Below are 15749 nucleotides of genomic sequence, written 5' to 3' on the forward strand. Positions count from 1 at the left end.
ACCCTGACCGGACGAAGGAGCCCCAGACCTTGCCCTCGGTGCACGCCCTGTGGTCGCCGGGCCGGGGTCTGCTGCTCTGGGCGGAGCGCGACCGACGCCCGGCCGGCACGTCGAGCCGTTCGGCGCACCTCGCGCTTCCGCATCCGTTCGCGGTCTCCAGTGCGCAGCTGACCGCTCTGCATCCCGGTAAGCCCACGTCGGCGACCTTGTTGCTGCCGTCGCGAGCGAACCGGCCACTCGCGTCCTCCGAGTCGACGGCGGGCGCCAACCGGCGTGCGCCCTCGTTGCGGCCGTGGTCGGTGCCGGCGTTGATCGTGGACGCGACCGAGCTGGACGACCTCGACGACTCGGCCACCTACGGCTCCTCGGTCACCTACCTGCGGGCGGTGGCCCACCTGGCCGCGGATCTGGTGCGGCGCGGGCGGGTGCTGCCGACGCTGGTCCGCCGGGGCGACGCCGCGGAGGCCCGGTGGCGGCCGGTGCTCCAAGGCGTGGACTTCGCCGCCTTCGACGCACTCGTCGCGGCCATGCCGCCGGTCGGGCGGGCCGAGCAGATCGCGCCGCTCACCGGGGCCTCGCCGCGCGCGCTCGTCACCGACGCCCTGCACGCCCTGGTCGACGCGGCGGTCCGCGACCGGCTGGCCCGCGCGGACCCGCCCGTCGACCTGAGCGGAGGCCGGGGCGCGGCGGGGGTGTGGCTGGCCGCCCTGCAGGGCGGCCTTCCCCGCGTCGAGCTGCCGCTGGACGAGCTGCGCGTCCTGGCCGACGCCGTCGCGAAGTGGGACGAGGTCGCCGACACCGACGTCGTCGACGGCCGGGCGTGCTTCCGGCTCGCCGAAGTCCGCACCCTGCGTCCGGCGGACGCGGACGATCCCGACGACCAGACCGGCGACGGCACCAAGTGGCAGCTGCAGTTCCTCCTGCGCGCGACGGCCGATCCGAGCCTGCTGCTGTCGGCCGGGCAGATCTGGTCGGGCGAGGCGAACGGCCTGGTCCGGGACCCGAGGGGGCTGCTCACCGCCGAACTGGGCCGGGCCGCGCTGGTGGAACCGATGCTCGCGCCGGCGCTGCGCCGGACCCAGCCGTCCGAATACGACCTGTCCGTCGAGGAAGCCGAACACTTCCTCACCTCGGGCGCGACCCGGCTGATCGAGGCCGGGTTCGAAGCGCAGCTCCCGGCCACCTGGGACGGCCGGCGCCGGCTCGGGCTGCGCCTGTCCGTCCGCAGCGCCCCCTCCGAACAGGTCGTCGCCCGCAGCCGGGTGGGCCGCGACGAGCTGGGCGGGTTCCGCTGGGCGATCGCGGTGGGCGACGACGAGATCGGCGAAGAAGAGCTCGCCAAGCTCGTCGCGGCGAAGACACCGCTGGTCCGGCTGCGGGGCAGGTGGGTCAGCGTCGACGCCGACGGGCTGCGCGCCGGTCTCGAGTTCCTCCGCCGCGACCCGCACCGGCAGGCTCAGCGCCCGACCGCGGCCGAGCTGCTGGAACTCGTCCACCTCACGCGGGAGACGCCGCTCCCGGTCACCGACGTCAGCGCCGACGGCTGGGTCGGGGACGTCCTGGCCGAGCGGGTCCACCGGACGCTGCGGCCGGTCGAGCTGCCGCCGTCGTTCCGCGCCACGCTGCGCCCGTACCAGCAGCGGGGCGTCGCGTGGCTGGCGTTCATGGCGGCGCTCGGGCTCGGCGCGTGCCTGGCCGACGACATGGGCCTCGGCAAGACCGTCCAGACGCTGGCGCTCGAGGCCCTCGAGCGGGCGGACGGCGATCGCGGCCCGACGTTGGTGCTCTGCCCGATGTCGCTGGTCGGCATGTGGCAGCGGGAGGCGGCGACCTTCGCCCCGGGCCTGCGGGTCCACGCCCACCACGGCAGCGCCCGCGCGCACGGGGACGCGCTCGCCGAGCGGGTCGCCGCGGCCGACCTCGTCGTCACGACCTACGCCACCGCCGCCCGCGACGCCGACGAGCTCGAGACGTTCGCGTGGCGACGCCTGGTGCTCGACGAAGCGCACGCCATCAAGAACGCCGACACCGCGACGGCCAAGGCGGTGCGGCGGTTCGGAGCCGGGCACCGGCTCGCGCTGACCGGCACCCCGGTGGAGAACCGGCTGGCGGACCTGTGGTCGGTGCTGGACCTGCTCAACCCCGGGCTGCTCGGCACCAGGTTCGAGTTCCGCCAACGGTTCGCGGCCCCGATCGAGCGCAGTGGCGACACCGCCGCGGCCGCCGAGCTGCGCCGGCTCACCCAGCCGTACCTGCTGCGCCGGGTGAAGACCGACCCCGCGATCGTCCCGGAACTGCCGGAAAAGCTCGAAATCCGGCAGGAATACCGGCTCACCCGCGAGCAGGGCACGTTGTACAGCGCGATCGTCGACGAGATGATGAAGAAGATCGAGAACAGCCAAGGCATCAAGCGCCGCGGCAACATCCTCGCCGCGATCACGAAGCTCAAGCAGGTCTGCAACCACCCCGCGCACCTGCTGCACGACGGCTCCCCGATCGGGCAGCGCTCCGGCAAGGTCAGCCGGCTCGAAGAGATCCTGGCGGAAATCCTGGCGTCGGGCGACCGGGTGCTGTGCTTCACGCAGTACACCGAGTTCGGCCACATGCTCGTGCCGCACCTGTCGGACCGGCTCGGCACCGAGGTCGCGTTTTTGCACGGTGGCCTGGCAAAGGGGGCGCGGGACGCCATCGTGGACCGCTTCCAGGCCGGCGACGGGCCGCGGATCCTGTTGCTTTCGCTCAAAGCCGGCGGATCCGGGCTCACGCTGACCGCCGCCGGCCAGGTCCTGCACCTGGACCGCTGGTGGAACCCGGCCGTGGAGAACCAGGCCACCGACCGGGCGTTCCGGATCGGGCAACGGCGGAACGTCCAGGTCCGGAAGTTCGTCTGCCCGGGCACCATCGAGGAACGCATCGAAACCCTGATCACCAGGAAGCGCGCGCTCGCGGGGATGGTCGTCGGCGAAGGCGAAAGCTGGCTCACCGAACTGTCCACGGACGCGCTGCGCGGGGTGCTGACCCTGGGGGAGGAGGCGGTCGATGACTGAGCCGCTCCCGTGGTGGTCGACCCGCTTCCTCCGGGCGTTGACGGCGATGGGCATCCTCCTGCCTGCACCCGGCCAGGGGCGTGTCGTGTCCTTGGCAGTCGGCCCGGGACGCGTCGACGCCGAGGTGCAGGACGACCGTCCCCAGCAGGTGCGGATCGGGCTTACGGCGTTCGGGAAAACCGACTGGGCGGCGATCACCCACGCCCTCGCCGCCAAGGCGTCGGCGACGGTCCTGCTGCTCCGCGGCGAGGTGCCCCGCGACGTCGAAGAGATCTTCAAAGCGGTCCGGCTGCCGTTGTTCCCGTCGTCGGCGCGGGAGGTGTCGCTGGACTGCACGTGCCCGGCCGCCGAGGTGCCGTGCGGTCACCTGAACGCGGTGTTCTCCGCGCTCGTGGCGCGGGTCGCCGAGGATCCGTTCACCATCCTCGCGTTGCGCGGCCGGGACCGCGAGGCGCTGCTCGAGGAGCTGAAGAACCGGCTCATCTCCGCCGAGCCGCGCGATCCCGACGACCGGTCGCCGGCCTTGACCGACGTCATGGACACCTTCTTCGACAGCGGCGAGGCCCCGGGCCTGGGCGGTGCGGCGCCGCTGCACGGGCCGCGGACATCGTCCGACGCGCTGGTGGACCAGGCCCCGCCGTTCGCGCTCACGGCGGGCGGCGAAGACGTCGCCGAGCTGCTCCGGCCGGTGTACCGGGCCCTCACCGGCGAGCCCGGCGCTTAGCCCTGCTTCCGCCGTCCCAGCGCCTTGGCCCGGTCGTGCGCCCAGCCGGCCAGCACGATCCCCGCCGCCGTGACCACCAGGTAGCCGGTCAGCGTCCCGGCGAAGCCCGCGCCCAGCCAGCTCAGCAGGCCGGTGTTGCCGTGGTCCACCAGCAGCCGGATCGCGCCCTGGGCCCCCAGGACCGTCAGAACAGCCCCCACGATCTGCAGCACGTCGAACTTCACGATGTCCCCCTCCTGTTTTGATGATACGAGTGCATCATAACCATGGGTGATATCGTCGGCGGCGTGGCGGGGAGCCGGATCACGGTGCGGGTGGGCGAGCGGCAGCTGACGCTCTCGAACCTCGAGAAGGTCCTCTACCCGCGCCACGGCTTCACCAAGGGTGAAGTGCTCGACTACTACACGCGCGTCGCGCCGGTGCTGCTGCCGCACATCCGCGACCGGGCCATGACCTTCGTGCGGTTCCCCGACGGCGTCGCCGGCGGCTCGTTCTTCGAGAAGGACGTCTCGCGTCACGCGCCCGACTGGGTCCGCACCGCCCGCCTCGCCGTCGGCGGCCGCGGGAAGGACTCCGAGGTCGTCGCCTACCCGCTGATCAACGACCTGCCCGAGCTGGTCTGGGCGGCCAACCTCGCCGCGCTCGAACTGCACGTCCACCAGTGGACGGTCGACGCCGCCGACGAGCGGAGCACGCCCGACCGGCTCGTGTTCGACCTCGACCCCGGGCCCGGCGCGACCGTCGTCGACTGCTGCCGCGTCGCCGAACGGCTGCACGACGTGCTCACCGCCGACGGGCTCACCCCCGTCGCGAAGACGAGTGGCTCCAAGGGGATGCAGCTCTACGCCGGGGTCGTGACGACGGACCCCGGCGAGACGTCGCAGTACGCGAAGGCGCTCGCGGACCGGCTCGCCGCCGAGACGCCGGACCTCGTCGTGGCGCGGATGACCAAGACATTGCGGCCGGGCAAGGTCTTCATCGACTGGAGCCAGAACAACCCGTTCAAGACGACGGTCGCGCCGTACTCGCTGCGGGGGCGCGACGAGCCGACCGTCTCGACGCCGGTCACGTGGGACGAGGTGCGCGCCTGCCGGCACGTCTCGCACCTGCGCTTCACCGCCGGCGAGGTGCTCGACCGCGTCGACGACCTCGGCGACCTGTTCGCGGATCTGGAGCGGACGCGCGCCACGATTCCCGCATTCGGCTGAATTTCGGGAATCGTTTTTCTCCGATGTGGACACTCCGGTTCCGGAGGTGCCGCCCGGCCGATTCGGCGCAATTGCGGAACCGCGCGTCCGACCAGGCGATTTCGATCGTCCCTTGTGGACAGATGCACGTGCAGACGGCCGTGTCGCTGCACAGCCCGGCGGCCGGGAAGATCTTGTTGTGCGCCAAGGTGGACGAGGTGGGTACGGTCTACCCGTAAACGTTCATCTTGAGCCGCCGGAGCCGGTCATGAAGATCCAGAAACCGCCGCGGCTTTCGCGAGCCTTCGGCCGTTCGTCACCGGGAGCGTTGTGCGAGCCGTTCTCGGTCACCACGACGTTCCCCGGCGATCGGAGCACGCTTCTCGTGGTGGTGGGCGACATCGATTTGGCGACCGTCTCCACTTTTGTCGAATGCGCGGAAATGGCGCTCGACCGCGGCGGCGCGCTCGTCGTCGACCTCGGCGGCGTGACGTTCTGCTCCGGCGCCGGCCTCCGGGCGCTGCTGCGGGTGCAGCACCGCGCGGACGAAACGGCCGTGCCGGTCGCGTGGGTGGTGCGCACGCCGGCGCTGCGGCGGCAGCTGCCGCGGGGGACCGGCGCCGCCGGCTTCTCCTGCTACCGGGATCGGGCCGACGCGCTGGCGGCGGCCGGCTGATCCGCTTCGCCCCGCCGGGCAGGGTGCCCGGGGGGATCCGGGAAGAAAGGAAACGGGTGTCCGTCCTGATCGACACCGATCTCGAGTTCTGGTTCCAGCGCGGGCTGCGTGCGTACCTCGGCGAGGTGGCGGGCGCGCTCGGCTTCGGCCTCGAGTCCTGCACCGTGGACGTCGACGTCCCGGTGTCGGCGTACGTCGCGGTGGACTGGCGGCTGCGCCGCTACCCCGACCGCGACGTGGCGCTGCTGTGGGACGAGGTGCACGGCTGGGCCGTCGCGGTCGAGGCGGCGTGCGGGGAGGAGATGATCGTGCTCGCCTACCTCGGCGGGGCCGACATCCTGCCGCCGCCGCGGGTGATCGTGCGGTTCCTCGCCGCGCTGCGCGCCGGGGACCTGGCACCGGACGGGCCGGGCTCACCCGTGCTGCGCCGCGCGGGCAGCCACCAGGAGCTGCTGCCGCTGCTGCCGGCCGGGTGACGCGGGGCGGGGCGATCCTCCACACTGGAGCGATGGGGACGGTGCCGGACGCGGTGGCGCCGATGCTGGCCGTCAGCGGGCCCCTCCCGGACGACGGCCGGCACGGCTACGAGTGGAAGTGGGACGGCTTTCGCGGCTGCGCCCGGGTCGCGGGCACCGGCGAAGCGCGGATCACCAGCCGCAGCGGCAGCGACCACACCCACCGCTACCCCGAGCTGCAGGACGTCTTCGCGCCCGCGCTCGGCGGCCACGCGGCGGTGCTCGACGGCGAGGTCGTCGCGCTGAACGCGGCCGGCCGCCCGGAGTTCGAGCTGATGCAGCGCCGCGCCATGCACGAGCCGACGGCGAAGCTGCGCGCCGAGGTCCCGGTCGTCTACTTCGCTTTCGACCTGCTGCGGATCGGGACCGAGTCGCTGCTGGAGCGGCCGTACGAGCAGCGCCGCGAACTGCTGGCCGAGCTGGTCCGGCCCGCCGACGGCCGGCTCGTCGTGCCGCCCTGGTACACCCGCGCCGACCTCTCGCCGGACCAGTTGCTGGCGACAGCGGCCCAGCACGGCATCGAGGGCGTCGTCGCGAAGCGGCTCGACGCGCCCTACCTGCCCGGCACCCGTTCGCCGTTGTGGACCAAGCGCGCGCTGACCCAGACGCGCGAGGTGGTCGTCGGCGGCTGGCGGACCGGCGCCGGCCGTCGCGCGGGCACGCTGGGCGCGCTGCTGCTGGGCGGGTACGACGACGACGGCACGCTGGTCTACATCGGCGACGTCGGCACCGGCTTCACCGACGACGCGCTCGACCGCCTCCGCGACGTCCTGGCGCCGCTGGCCCGCACGCGGTGCCCGTTCGGCACCGACGTGCCGCGCGACCGCGCCCGGGGCGCGCACTGGGTCGAGCCGGAGCTGGTCGGCGAGGTCGTCTACCGCCGCGTCACCCCGGACCTGCGGCTGCGCCACACGTCGTGGCGCGGCCTGCGCCCGGACCGGACACCCGGCGAGGTGCGCGTGCCCCGGCCGACGGGAGCGGCATGACCACGCCGGTACGCCTGGTCGAGATCACCGACGGCAACCGCGACGCGGTACTGCGACTCGGCTTGTGATCGCCGTCACGGCCGGTCACATCGGCGCGGCGGGCGGAGTCGAGGCGGTGACGGACACCGAGCCCCGGCGTCCGCGCCCCTCGAAGGAGTTCCGATGTCCACCGCCTACGTGATCGTCACCCTGTTCGCCGCCGCCTTCGTCGGCTTCTCGGCCGTGTCGGTCTTCACCCGCGCGAAGTGGGTCGTCGAGCCGATCACCTCCTACGGCGTGCCGCAGGAGTGGTGGAACTGGCTCGGCGCGGCGAAGGCCGCCGGCGCCGCCGGCCTGGTCGCCGGCCTGTTCTGGACGCCGATCGGGGTCGCCGCCGCGGTCGGGCTGGTGCTGTACTTCCTCGGCGCCGTGATCACCGTGGCCCGCGCGCGGTCGTACGGGCACCTGGCGTTCCCGGTGCTCTACCTGGCCCCCGTGGTCGCGTCGCTGGCGCTGCTGTCCTGACCGGCGAGCCAGGTGAGCGCGTCGGCGGCGTGGCTCAGGACGGAGATGTGCCCGTCGCCGGGCGAGAGCCGGAGCTCGGCGCCGGGGATCCGCTCGGCGAGCCACTTGCTGTGCGTGGCGGGGATCATCCGGTCGTCCTCGCCGTGCACCAGCAGGACCGGCGCGGTGATGGCGGCGAGGTCGCAGCCCCAGGGCCGGACGGCGGAGAGGTCGTCGTCGATCAGGCCGACGGCCCCGAGCGCGGGCCGGACGACGTCGTTGAGCCAGGACCACGACCCGTTGAGGGCGGCGAAGTCGGCTTCGGTGAAGACCTCGGGATCGAATTCGGCGGCGGCTTCGTACTTTTCCTTGGCGGCCCGCCCTTCGGCGGCGGCACCCAGGGATTCCGCACTGGCGGCGGCCATGCCGTCGAACCAGCCATCGGCCTCGAAGGGCGCGACGGCGGCGAGGATCGCGACGGCCCGGACGCGGTCGGGGAGCAGGGCGGCGGTGGCGAGGGCGGGCGCGCAGCCCCCGGAGTGGCCCATGACGGCGAAGCGGCCGACCCCGAGCGCATCGGCGACGGCGGCCGCGCACCCGGCGGCGTCCCCGACGGTCCGGTCGGGCACGGGCGTGGACGAGCCGTAGCCGGGCCGGTCGTAGGCGATCCACCGGACGCCGAGCGTCTCGGAGAGCGGCAGGAGCGGTCCGGGCGGCGCGCCGAGGTTGGGCGTGCCGTGGTGCCAGAGGACGGTGAGGCGGGCGGGGCCGCCGGTGTCGTAGACGTGCAGGGTGCGCCCGCCGGGCAGCGCGAGGTCGGTTTCGGTGACGTTCACCGGGCCAGCTTTCCGGCCAGCCACGCCAAGGACAACGGATACCGGTAGTCGATCGCCGCGTGGCCGGCCTCGAACAGCTCGAAGTGGATCCGCTCCTCCGCCAGCCCCGCCTTGACGATCTCCGCCCGGAACGCCTCCGCGCCCACGTCGAGGAAGTACTCGTCGCTCGTGCCCGCGTCGATCCACACCGCTCGCCACGAACTCACCGCCGGTGCCCGCGCGGGCACCATGCGGACCGGGTCCCAGTCCAGCCAGCGCTGCCACACCTCCGGGCGGAGCACGCCCGTCGCCGGTTCGAACGGCAGCTCCGGGGTGCCGTCCGGGCGGGCCGAGAAGCACGCCGAGACCCCGAGCAGCTGCAGCAGCGTCGGGTCGTCGGGGTCGGTGAACGCCGGACGGGACCGGAAGTCCGCCCACCAGGCCTGGATGTCGCCGTCGTAGCCCCGCAACGCGCGGACGGCCTTGCCGAAGTCCGGGACGTAGCACAGCTCGTACAGCGAGTCGCCCGCGTGCGTCGCCAGCGCGCCGAACAGGTCCGGGCGCAGCATCGGCGTGATCATCGCGCCGAACCCGCCCGACGACTTGCCCGCGATCGCGCGGGACTCGCGGTCCGGGATCGTCCGGTAGTGCTCGTCGACCCACGGGACGATCTCGTCGCAGAGGTACGAGTGGTACCGGCCGGTGCCCGGCGAGTCGACGAACTGCGAGCCGCCGTACGCCGTCCACGCGTCGACGTACACCACGACGCAGCCCGGCGCGCCGTTCGCGAACACCGCGTCCGCCGTCTCGACGAACGGCTGCCGGAACGGCGTCCGGTTGGCCCACATCGACAGGTGCCCGGTGTAGCCCTGGATGACGTACACGGCGGGGTACCGCTCGGCGCCGTCGTCGTAGCCCGGCGGGACGTACACCCACAGCGGCCGCTCGTGCGGGTCGCCGAGCGGGTTGCCGCGCAGCAAGTCGGAAGTGACGGTGTGCCGGTCGAGCCGGCCGGCGAGGTCGCCGTCCCAGGGCAGCATGCCGCCAGTCAACCACGGCCCAACCGGTTGCGGGGGCTAAGCGATACCTCTTTTCCGCGCGTAGCGTTGAGCCGTTTCGCGTCGACATCCGTGTTGTGGGCACGGTGGTGGGATAGGGGAATGCGGGGATAGTGCCATGAAACATCCGGGGCCGTTGTTCACATTGCTCGCCGGTGTCGTGCTCGCCGGCGGGATCGGGATCGTCAACCTGGCCACCGGGACCGGCGTCGCGCCGGTCGCCGGGGCCGCCAACGCGGCCGCCGGCAGCTCGGTGGCGCCGTCCACGACGTCGGAAGCGCCGAAAACCGAGGCGCCCCAGGCACAAGCACCCGCGAGGGCGGACTACGCCGGGCGCGTCACCGGCGGCGGCGCGTCCGTCGCGGTTTCGGTGCGCGACGGCCACGCGATCGCCTACCTCTGCGACGGCAAGAAGGTCGAAGCCTGGCTGCAGGGCGTCACGGTCGGCGGGAAGCTCGACCTCAAAGGCGCGAAGAACTCGAGCCTGACGGGCAGCTTCGACGCGGCGGCGGTGACCGGCACGGTGACGGCGTCCGGAAAGACGTGGCAGTTCACCGCGCCCCCGGCCAAGAAACCCGCGGGGCTCTACCGCGCGACGCCCAAGGTGAAGGGCAAGCAGGCGAAGGTCGGCTGGATCGTGCAGCCCGACGGCAGCCAGGTCGGCATCCTCACGACGGACGCGGACTCGGTGGCCGCCCCCGCGCTCGACGCGGCGGCCGGCACCGCGACCGTCGACGGGGCCGCCGTCATCGCCGAGCCGCTCAGCGGCCTGACCGGGTCCGGTGACTTCTGATGACCACGGCGGGCAACCGCGCGGCGGCCGCGCTCCTCGTGCCGCTGGCCGTCGGCGCCGTCGTCTCGGTGGCGCTCGGCGTCTACGGCAACCTGCACACCCCGACCGGCGTCGCGGTCAACGTCGCCGGCTTCTCCAGCCCGCAGTCGGTGAAGGCGTGGCTGGCCACGGTGGTCGTCGTGCTGGCCGTCGTGCAGCTGCTGTCGGCGCTGGCGATGTACGGGAAGCTGGGCCGGAACGTCCCGGCGTGGGTGTCGCCGGTGCACCGCTGGTCGGGCCGGCTGGCGTTCCTCGTCTCGATCCCGGTGGCGCTGCACTGCCTCTACGCGCTCGGGTTCCAGTCGTTCGACACGCGCGTCCTCCTGCACTCCCTGCTGGGCTGCTTCTTCTACGGCGCGTTCGTCGCGAAGATGCTGCTGCTGCGCAAGGACGGCGCGCCCGGCTGGTTGCTCCCGGTCCTCGGCGGGCTCGTGTTCACCGCGCTCGTCGGGCTCTGGCTGAGCGCGTCGCTGTGGTTCTTCACCCAATCGGGCTTGACCTTCTAAGGGGCGATCGTGGGCAACGACGAAACGGACCGGGCGGTGACCCGCCGGACCGCGATCGCGGTGGCCGGGGCGGGCCTGGCGGCGGGCTGCAGCACCTACGGCGGCGGCTCGGGGACGCCGTCCTCGGCCGCGCAGCAGCCCGCGGCACCGGGCGGCACCGAGCTGGGCGCGACCGGCGACGTCCCGGTCGGCGGCGGCAAGGTGTTCGCGGACAAGCAGGTGGTGGTGACCCAGCCGGCGGCGGGCACGTTCGCCGCCTTCTCGGCGATCTGCACCCACCAGGGCTGCACGGTCGACACCGTCGCGGACGGCACCATCAACTGTCCGTGCCACGGCAGCAAGTTCAAGATCGCCGACGGCTCGGTCGCGCACGGCCCGGCAGCGAAGCCGCTCGACAAGAAGCAAGTCACCGTCGCGAACGGCAAGATCACGCTGGCCTAGGTGTAGGCCTTCGCCACGGTCAGCCCGGCTATCGTCCACAGTGGACCCGACGTGTCCAGGCCGCCGGACAGGACGGTCCCGTCCGCGCAAGCGAACCGGGTCCCCGAATCGTCGGGGACGGCGGCGCACTGCGCGCCGTTCGCCAGCGCCAGCAGGAACGGGTCCGCCGTCCCGCCGGGGTCCGGCGGCGTGGGCAAGGCGCCGCTGTAGGTCAGTGCCACCGCCTTCACCGCCGAGACCGGGCAGACGACCCGCGGCCCCGGGACGGCGAAGCACGGGTCGTACGTCGTGCCGCCGCTCGTGCAGCGGTAGGCGTCATGACGACCGGACACCGCGGACACCGACGCGCACGCGCCGGTCGCGCGGGCCGTCGTGGCCCGCGGCCGGTACTCGACGGTCTGCGTGAACCGCTGCGCGCGGCTCGTGGTGACCGGGACCGTGAAGTCGGGCTGAGCCGCGGCGAGACCGGCCGTTACCGGCCCGACCCCGGGCTCGAGGAACCGGCGCACCACGTCGCCGCCGGCGGGGTGGCACGACCCGAGCGCGGCCCAGACGGCGGCCTCCGGCCGGTCCGCGGTGACGTGCTCCGCGCCGGCGTCCGCGGCGCAGGCCAGCACTTCGGGCGCGGGCCCGGCTGCGTCGGTCATGCCGAACAGCACGGCGAGGCGGTGCGCGGCCGCGGCGAGCGCGGTGCCGATCGCGGGGCCGGGCTCGGCCTGGCCGCGGACGGTGCCAGGAAGCCGGCCGAACGGGACGTCGTAGGTCACGGCGGCGCCCGGCCAGAGCAGGTCACGCTGCCGCGGACGCCCGGACGGCTGGCCCGCGGTGACGGTCCGGGCGGTCGGTTCGGGCCAGCCCGGCGGCGGGGTGAGCCGGTAGGGCACGCGGGCGTTCGACGTCAAGGTGACACTCGCGCGGCCACCGCCGGCGGTCACGCAGGGGGACAGCGGCGGCGCCGAGCCGAGGGCGACGACGACGCCGTCGGAGCCGGCCGAGCGGCCCGCGCAGCCCGGCCGCGGCGCGAAATCCGGCACGGCCTCGCGGCCGAGCGCGGCGAAGTCCAGCAGCCCGCCCCAGAACGCGCCCGGCCGGACGAGGTCCGCGACGATGCTCCGGCTCGCGGCGTCGTAGACCGCGGGGACGAGCGTGCGCCGGTCGATGACGACAGGTCCGAACCCGGCGGGCGGGGGCGCCGGCACCGGGATCCGCACCCGGACCGGCCCGGCGCCGTCGAAAGCCAGGTCCGCGCCGCCGCCGACCCGGCGCGTCGCCGGCGCCGCGACGGCCGGTTCGGGTGCGGGCCGCACCGAGACGCGGGTCCCGGCGGGCGCGTCGACCTCGATCCCGGCGACCGTCCCACCCGGACTCGCCGTCGCGGAAAACCGTTGCTGCACCAGCACTCCGGCCGCACCGAGCAGCAGCACGAGCACCGCCGCGGTCAGTGCGAGCCGGGCCGGCCGGTCGTTCGTGGCCATCGGCGCCTCCCGGAACACCTACCTCCGGCAAGTCACCGGACCCCTCGTGGTCGTTAGCCGCCGTGGCCCAACCGTGACCGCGCCGGACCTAGGCTGGGGTGGTGGCCGAGCTCGCCCAAGTGAACGTCGCGGTGCCGCGGGCCCCGCTCGACGACCCGGTGATGGCCGGCTTCGCGAACGCCTTCGACGCCGTCGCGCGGCTCGCCGAAGCCGCGCCGGGGTTCGTCTGGCGGCTCGGCGCCGAATCGGGGCACGCGGTCCTCGCCACCTCCGCCGGCGTCGAAGTGGTCGTCAACGTTTCGGTGTGGCGCGACTACCGGGGCCTGCACGAGTTCGTCTACCGCAGCGCGCACGGCCGGTTCCTCCTGCGCCGCCGCGACTGGTTCACGCCGGCGTCGCCGCCCGCGACCGCCTTGTGGTGGGTGACCGATGGCCGGCGGCCCACCGTCGGCCAGGCGCTCGCGCGGCTGGGATTCCTGCGGGACCACGGACCCTCGCCGCAGGCGTTCACGCCGGTGCACCGGTTCACCGTGGACGGACGCCGCTGCCGGTAATCGGTCGCCGCCCGGCGGGCCGTCTGGCACCATCGGACCGGTGAGCCCGGTCGAGATCGCCTGCGACGAGTCGGGCTCCGAGGGCGAGAACCTCGTCGGCGGCGAGACGGACGTCTTCGCCCACGCCGGCGTCCGGCTGACCGCGGAGGACGCCCGCGCCTGCGTGAGCGAGATCCGCGCCCGGATCGGCTCGCCCGCCGAGGAGTACAAGGCCAACCACCTGCTGCGCGCCAAGCACCGCGCGGTGCTGGAGTGGCTGCTCCACCCCGGCGGCCCGCTCACCGGCCGCGGGCACGTGCACCTGACCGACAAGACGTTCTTCGCCGTGCGGGCCGCCGTCACGCTGCTGGCCGAGCACGGCACCGACACGATGGCGCGCACCCTCCACCGCGCCGGCCCGGCCGCGTTCGGCGCCGAGCGCTGGGCGTACTTCCTGGCCGCGTTCACCAGCGTGCTGCGGCTGCGTCCGCGGCGCGGCGTGACGACGTCGCCCGCCGAGTTCTTCGCCCTCGCCCGCGAACTCGCCGCGGTCCCCGGCGAGGCCGGCGAAATCGTCGGCCTCCTCGCGGAAGGCGCCGGCCGCGTCGACGGCTACCGCGTCCGCCTGGCGACCGACCCCGGGCTGGTCCCGGTGCTCGATCCGCTGGTGCCCGCGGTGATCCACACCGTCCGGCACTTCAGCACCGGCGGTACGCCGGTCGCCCTGGTCCACGACGAGCAGCTGGCCCTGACCGGCGAGCGCGTGCTGCAGCTCAAGGCGACGCTCGGGCACCGGCTGGCCGGCGTCCGGTTCGTCGACTCGCGCTCCGACGCCCGCGTGCAGGTCGCCGACTTCCTCGCCGGGGTCGCGCGCCGGATCGCCTCGGACGCGCTCAACGGCCGCGGCGACCCGCGGCTCACCACGCTCCTGGAGTCCTTTGTGGACACCGAGTCCGTGTGGAACGCGCTCAGCAGTTGACGACCTGCGTCGGCGACGAGGTGTTGTCGAGCCGCTTGACGTACGCGCCGCCGCTGCGGTGGGCGCACGCCGCGTCCTTCGTGCCGAACGGTCCACTGTAGACGGCATACACGTCGGCACCCTCCACCCGCTGCCGCAGCGAGCCGCACCCGGTGCTCGGCGCGTGCAGGTACCCCGCGCCCGGGTGGGCGTCGAGGAAGCGCTGGACGTCGGCGGGGTAGCGGCCCGGGGTGATGGCGGACCCGAGGATCACGACGAACGAGCCGTCGCACGCCGGCGTGCTCATCGCCGTCGCCAGGCCGAGGTCGGCGCCGCCCACGACACTGGTGGACGTCCGGACGCTGACCTGCGTGGTCGTGACCGGCGGCGCGGTCACCGGCGCCGCCGCGGGTGACGTCGTCGAGGGCGGGGCCGAGGGCGGGGTCGAGCCGGAAGCGGCCTGCGACGACGGTTTGAAGACGGTGAACCAGCCGACGACGGCCACGAGCGCGAGCAGCGCCACCGCGGCGACCAGCCACGGCGCCTTCGACGGCCGCCGGGGCGCCGGGTCCGGCGTCATCCGGGTGGCCTGGCGGGTCGGGGGAGCGGCGACGGGGACCGGGCTGGTGCCGCCGAGCGCGGCCCGGGCGGCGGCCGCCAGCTCCGTCACGCTGCCGAAGCGCACCGCGGGGTCCTTCGCCATGCCCCGCGCGATCACGCCGTCGAACGCGGCGGGCAGCCCGGGCCGCAGCGTGCTCGGCAGCGGCGGCGGCTGGTGCAGGTGCGCGCCGATCAGCGACGCGGCCGTCGTCGCCGCGAACGGCTTGCTGCCGGTCAGGCACTGGTGCAGCACGCACGCGAGCGAGTAGACGTCGACGCGGTGGTCGGCCGGCCCGTCGGTGAAGCGCTCGGGCGCCATGTAGTCGAGGGTGCCGACGGCGCCGCCGGTGGCGGTGATCCCGGTGGCGGGCCCGGCCGCGCGGGCGATGCCGAAGTCGACGAGGTAGGCGAACCCGGTCGCGCCGACCAGCACGTTCGACGGCTTGACGTCCCGGTGCACCAGGCCTTCGGCGTGCGCGGCCGCCAGGGCCTGGGCGACCTGCCCGACGACGTCGACCGCCTCGGCCGGGCCCAGCGGGCCGCCCGCGGCCAGCCGGGTGCCGAGGTCGTCGCCGTCGACGAGCCGCATGTCGAGGTAGAGGCGTCCGTCGATCTCGCCGTAGGCGTGGATCGGGATCACGTGCGGCTCGCGCAGCCGCGCCACCGCGTGCGCCTCGCGCCGGAACCGCTCTTGGAAGGCGCGGTCGGCCGCGAACTCCGGGGCCAGCAGCTTCAGGGCCACGACGCGGTCGTGGCGGGAGTCGTAGGCGCGCAGGACCTCGCCCATGCCGCCCCGGGCGATCAGCGACTCGACGCGGTAGGGGCCGAACTGCCAGCTCACGCGCTTCCTTCCCGCAAGGCACCCCGACACCGGGAAGTCTGCCGCGCGCGGCGTTGCGTTACAGCCGATTAG

17 protein-coding genes are annotated in these 15749 nt (G+C 74.1%); 12 read left to right on the forward strand and 5 right to left on the reverse strand.

Annotation, left to right across the window (positions count from 1 at the left end; translation table 11 throughout):
* Window positions 1-29 precede the first annotated feature (29 nt).
* A complete protein-coding gene (locus ACIRSS_RS10335) occupies window positions 30-3047 on the forward strand; it encodes a DEAD/DEAH box helicase (protein ID WP_400892999.1) in 3018 nt (1005 codons plus the stop codon).
* On the forward strand, window positions 3040-3771 hold the full coding sequence (locus ACIRSS_RS10340) for a hypothetical protein (RefSeq protein ID WP_400893002.1): 732 nt from the start codon (window positions 3040-3042) through the stop codon (window positions 3769-3771). The genes ACIRSS_RS10335 and ACIRSS_RS10340 overlap by 8 nt, the downstream gene beginning before the upstream one ends.
* Here the strand turns inward: ACIRSS_RS10340 and ACIRSS_RS10345 are convergent.
* Window positions 3768-3995 carry a hypothetical protein gene (locus ACIRSS_RS10345; RefSeq protein ID WP_400893005.1) on the reverse strand — a complete coding sequence of 76 codons (228 nt, stop codon included), beginning with the start codon at window positions 3993-3995 and terminating at the stop codon, window positions 3768-3770. The two genes, ACIRSS_RS10340 and ACIRSS_RS10345, sit on opposite strands and share 4 nt — an antisense overlap.
* Before the next feature lie 63 nt (window positions 3996-4058).
* Here ACIRSS_RS10345 and ligD (ACIRSS_RS10350) point away from each other — a divergent pair, with 63 nt between their 5' ends.
* The 5 genes from ligD (ACIRSS_RS10350) (at window position 4059) to ACIRSS_RS10370 (ending at window position 7639) form a co-directional block, all read left to right on the forward strand.
* Window positions 4059-4979, forward strand: coding sequence for a non-homologous end-joining DNA ligase (gene ligD / locus ACIRSS_RS10350; protein WP_400893428.1), 921 nt, complete (start codon window positions 4059-4061; stop codon window positions 4977-4979).
* A 247-nt stretch (window positions 4980-5226) separates the two neighbouring features.
* Window positions 5227-5634: an STAS domain-containing protein gene (locus ACIRSS_RS10355; RefSeq protein WP_400893008.1), complete on the forward strand. Its 408-nt coding sequence runs from the start codon at window positions 5227-5229 to the stop codon at window positions 5632-5634.
* Between the two features lie 56 nt (window positions 5635-5690).
* Complete coding sequence (locus ACIRSS_RS10360; RefSeq protein ID WP_400893011.1) at window positions 5691-6110, forward strand: DUF6292 family protein; 420 nt, start codon at window positions 5691-5693, stop codon at window positions 6108-6110.
* A gap of 32 nt (window positions 6111-6142) precedes the next feature.
* A complete protein-coding gene (ligD, locus tag ACIRSS_RS10365; protein WP_400893014.1) occupies window positions 6143-7135 on the forward strand; it encodes a non-homologous end-joining DNA ligase in 993 nt (330 codons plus the stop codon).
* A gap of 162 nt (window positions 7136-7297) precedes the next feature.
* The gene (locus ACIRSS_RS10370) at window positions 7298-7639 is read left to right on the forward strand and encodes a DoxX family protein (protein WP_400893016.1); all 342 of its coding nucleotides are present in this window, start codon (window positions 7298-7300) and stop codon (window positions 7637-7639) included.
* On the opposite strand, the gene ACIRSS_RS10375 is transcribed toward ACIRSS_RS10370, so the two are convergent.
* Window positions 7597-8454 carry an alpha/beta fold hydrolase gene (locus tag ACIRSS_RS10375; protein ID WP_400893018.1) on the reverse strand — a complete coding sequence of 286 codons (858 nt, stop codon included), beginning with the start codon at window positions 8452-8454 and terminating at the stop codon, window positions 7597-7599. The two genes, ACIRSS_RS10370 and ACIRSS_RS10375, sit on opposite strands and share 43 nt — an antisense overlap.
* Window positions 8451-9473: an alpha/beta hydrolase gene (locus tag ACIRSS_RS10380; protein WP_400893020.1), complete on the reverse strand. Its 1023-nt coding sequence runs from the start codon at window positions 9471-9473 to the stop codon at window positions 8451-8453. Before ACIRSS_RS10380 ends, ACIRSS_RS10375 begins: the two co-directional genes overlap by 4 nt.
* Window positions 9474-9609: 136 nt before the next feature.
* On the opposite strand from ACIRSS_RS10380, the gene ACIRSS_RS10385 reads away from it, so the two are divergent.
* Genes ACIRSS_RS10385 through ACIRSS_RS10395 form a run of 3 tightly spaced genes read left to right on the forward strand, consistent with a single transcriptional unit; the run spans window position 9610 to window position 11270 of the window.
* Window positions 9610-10284 carry a hypothetical protein gene (locus tag ACIRSS_RS10385; RefSeq protein ID WP_400893022.1) on the forward strand — a complete coding sequence of 225 codons (675 nt, stop codon included), beginning with the start codon at window positions 9610-9612 and terminating at the stop codon, window positions 10282-10284.
* A complete protein-coding gene (locus tag ACIRSS_RS10390; protein ID WP_400893025.1) occupies window positions 10284-10829 on the forward strand; it encodes a DUF6529 family protein in 546 nt (181 codons plus the stop codon). The genes ACIRSS_RS10385 and ACIRSS_RS10390 overlap by 1 nt, the downstream gene beginning before the upstream one ends.
* 9 nt (window positions 10830-10838) lie before the next feature.
* Complete coding sequence (locus tag ACIRSS_RS10395; protein WP_400893027.1) at window positions 10839-11270, forward strand: Rieske (2Fe-2S) protein; 432 nt, start codon at window positions 10839-10841, stop codon at window positions 11268-11270.
* On the opposite strand, the gene ACIRSS_RS10400 is transcribed toward ACIRSS_RS10395, so the two are convergent.
* Window positions 11267-12745: a hypothetical protein gene (locus tag ACIRSS_RS10400; protein WP_400893029.1), complete on the reverse strand. Its 1479-nt coding sequence runs from the start codon at window positions 12743-12745 to the stop codon at window positions 11267-11269. The genes ACIRSS_RS10395 and ACIRSS_RS10400 overlap by 4 nt on opposite strands.
* 101 nt (window positions 12746-12846) lie before the next feature.
* On the opposite strand from ACIRSS_RS10400, the gene ACIRSS_RS10405 reads away from it, so the two are divergent.
* Both ACIRSS_RS10405 and ACIRSS_RS10410 read left to right on the forward strand, forming a co-directional pair.
* On the forward strand, window positions 12847-13299 hold the full coding sequence (locus ACIRSS_RS10405) for a DUF3291 domain-containing protein (protein ID WP_400893031.1): 453 nt from the start codon (window positions 12847-12849) through the stop codon (window positions 13297-13299).
* 40 nt (window positions 13300-13339) lie between these two features.
* Window positions 13340-14257: a DUF3800 domain-containing protein gene (locus ACIRSS_RS10410; protein ID WP_400893034.1), complete on the forward strand. Its 918-nt coding sequence runs from the start codon at window positions 13340-13342 to the stop codon at window positions 14255-14257.
* On the opposite strand, the gene ACIRSS_RS10415 is transcribed toward ACIRSS_RS10410, so the two are convergent.
* Complete coding sequence (locus ACIRSS_RS10415; protein WP_400893036.1) at window positions 14247-15677, reverse strand: serine/threonine-protein kinase; 1431 nt, start codon at window positions 15675-15677, stop codon at window positions 14247-14249. The genes ACIRSS_RS10410 and ACIRSS_RS10415 overlap by 11 nt on opposite strands.
* Window positions 15678-15749 lie beyond the last annotated feature (72 nt).

Origin of the sequence: Amycolatopsis sp. NPDC101161 (genome assembly GCF_044768185.1) — a bacterium.
Classification (GTDB): Bacteria; Actinomycetota; Actinomycetes; order Mycobacteriales; family Pseudonocardiaceae; genus Amycolatopsis.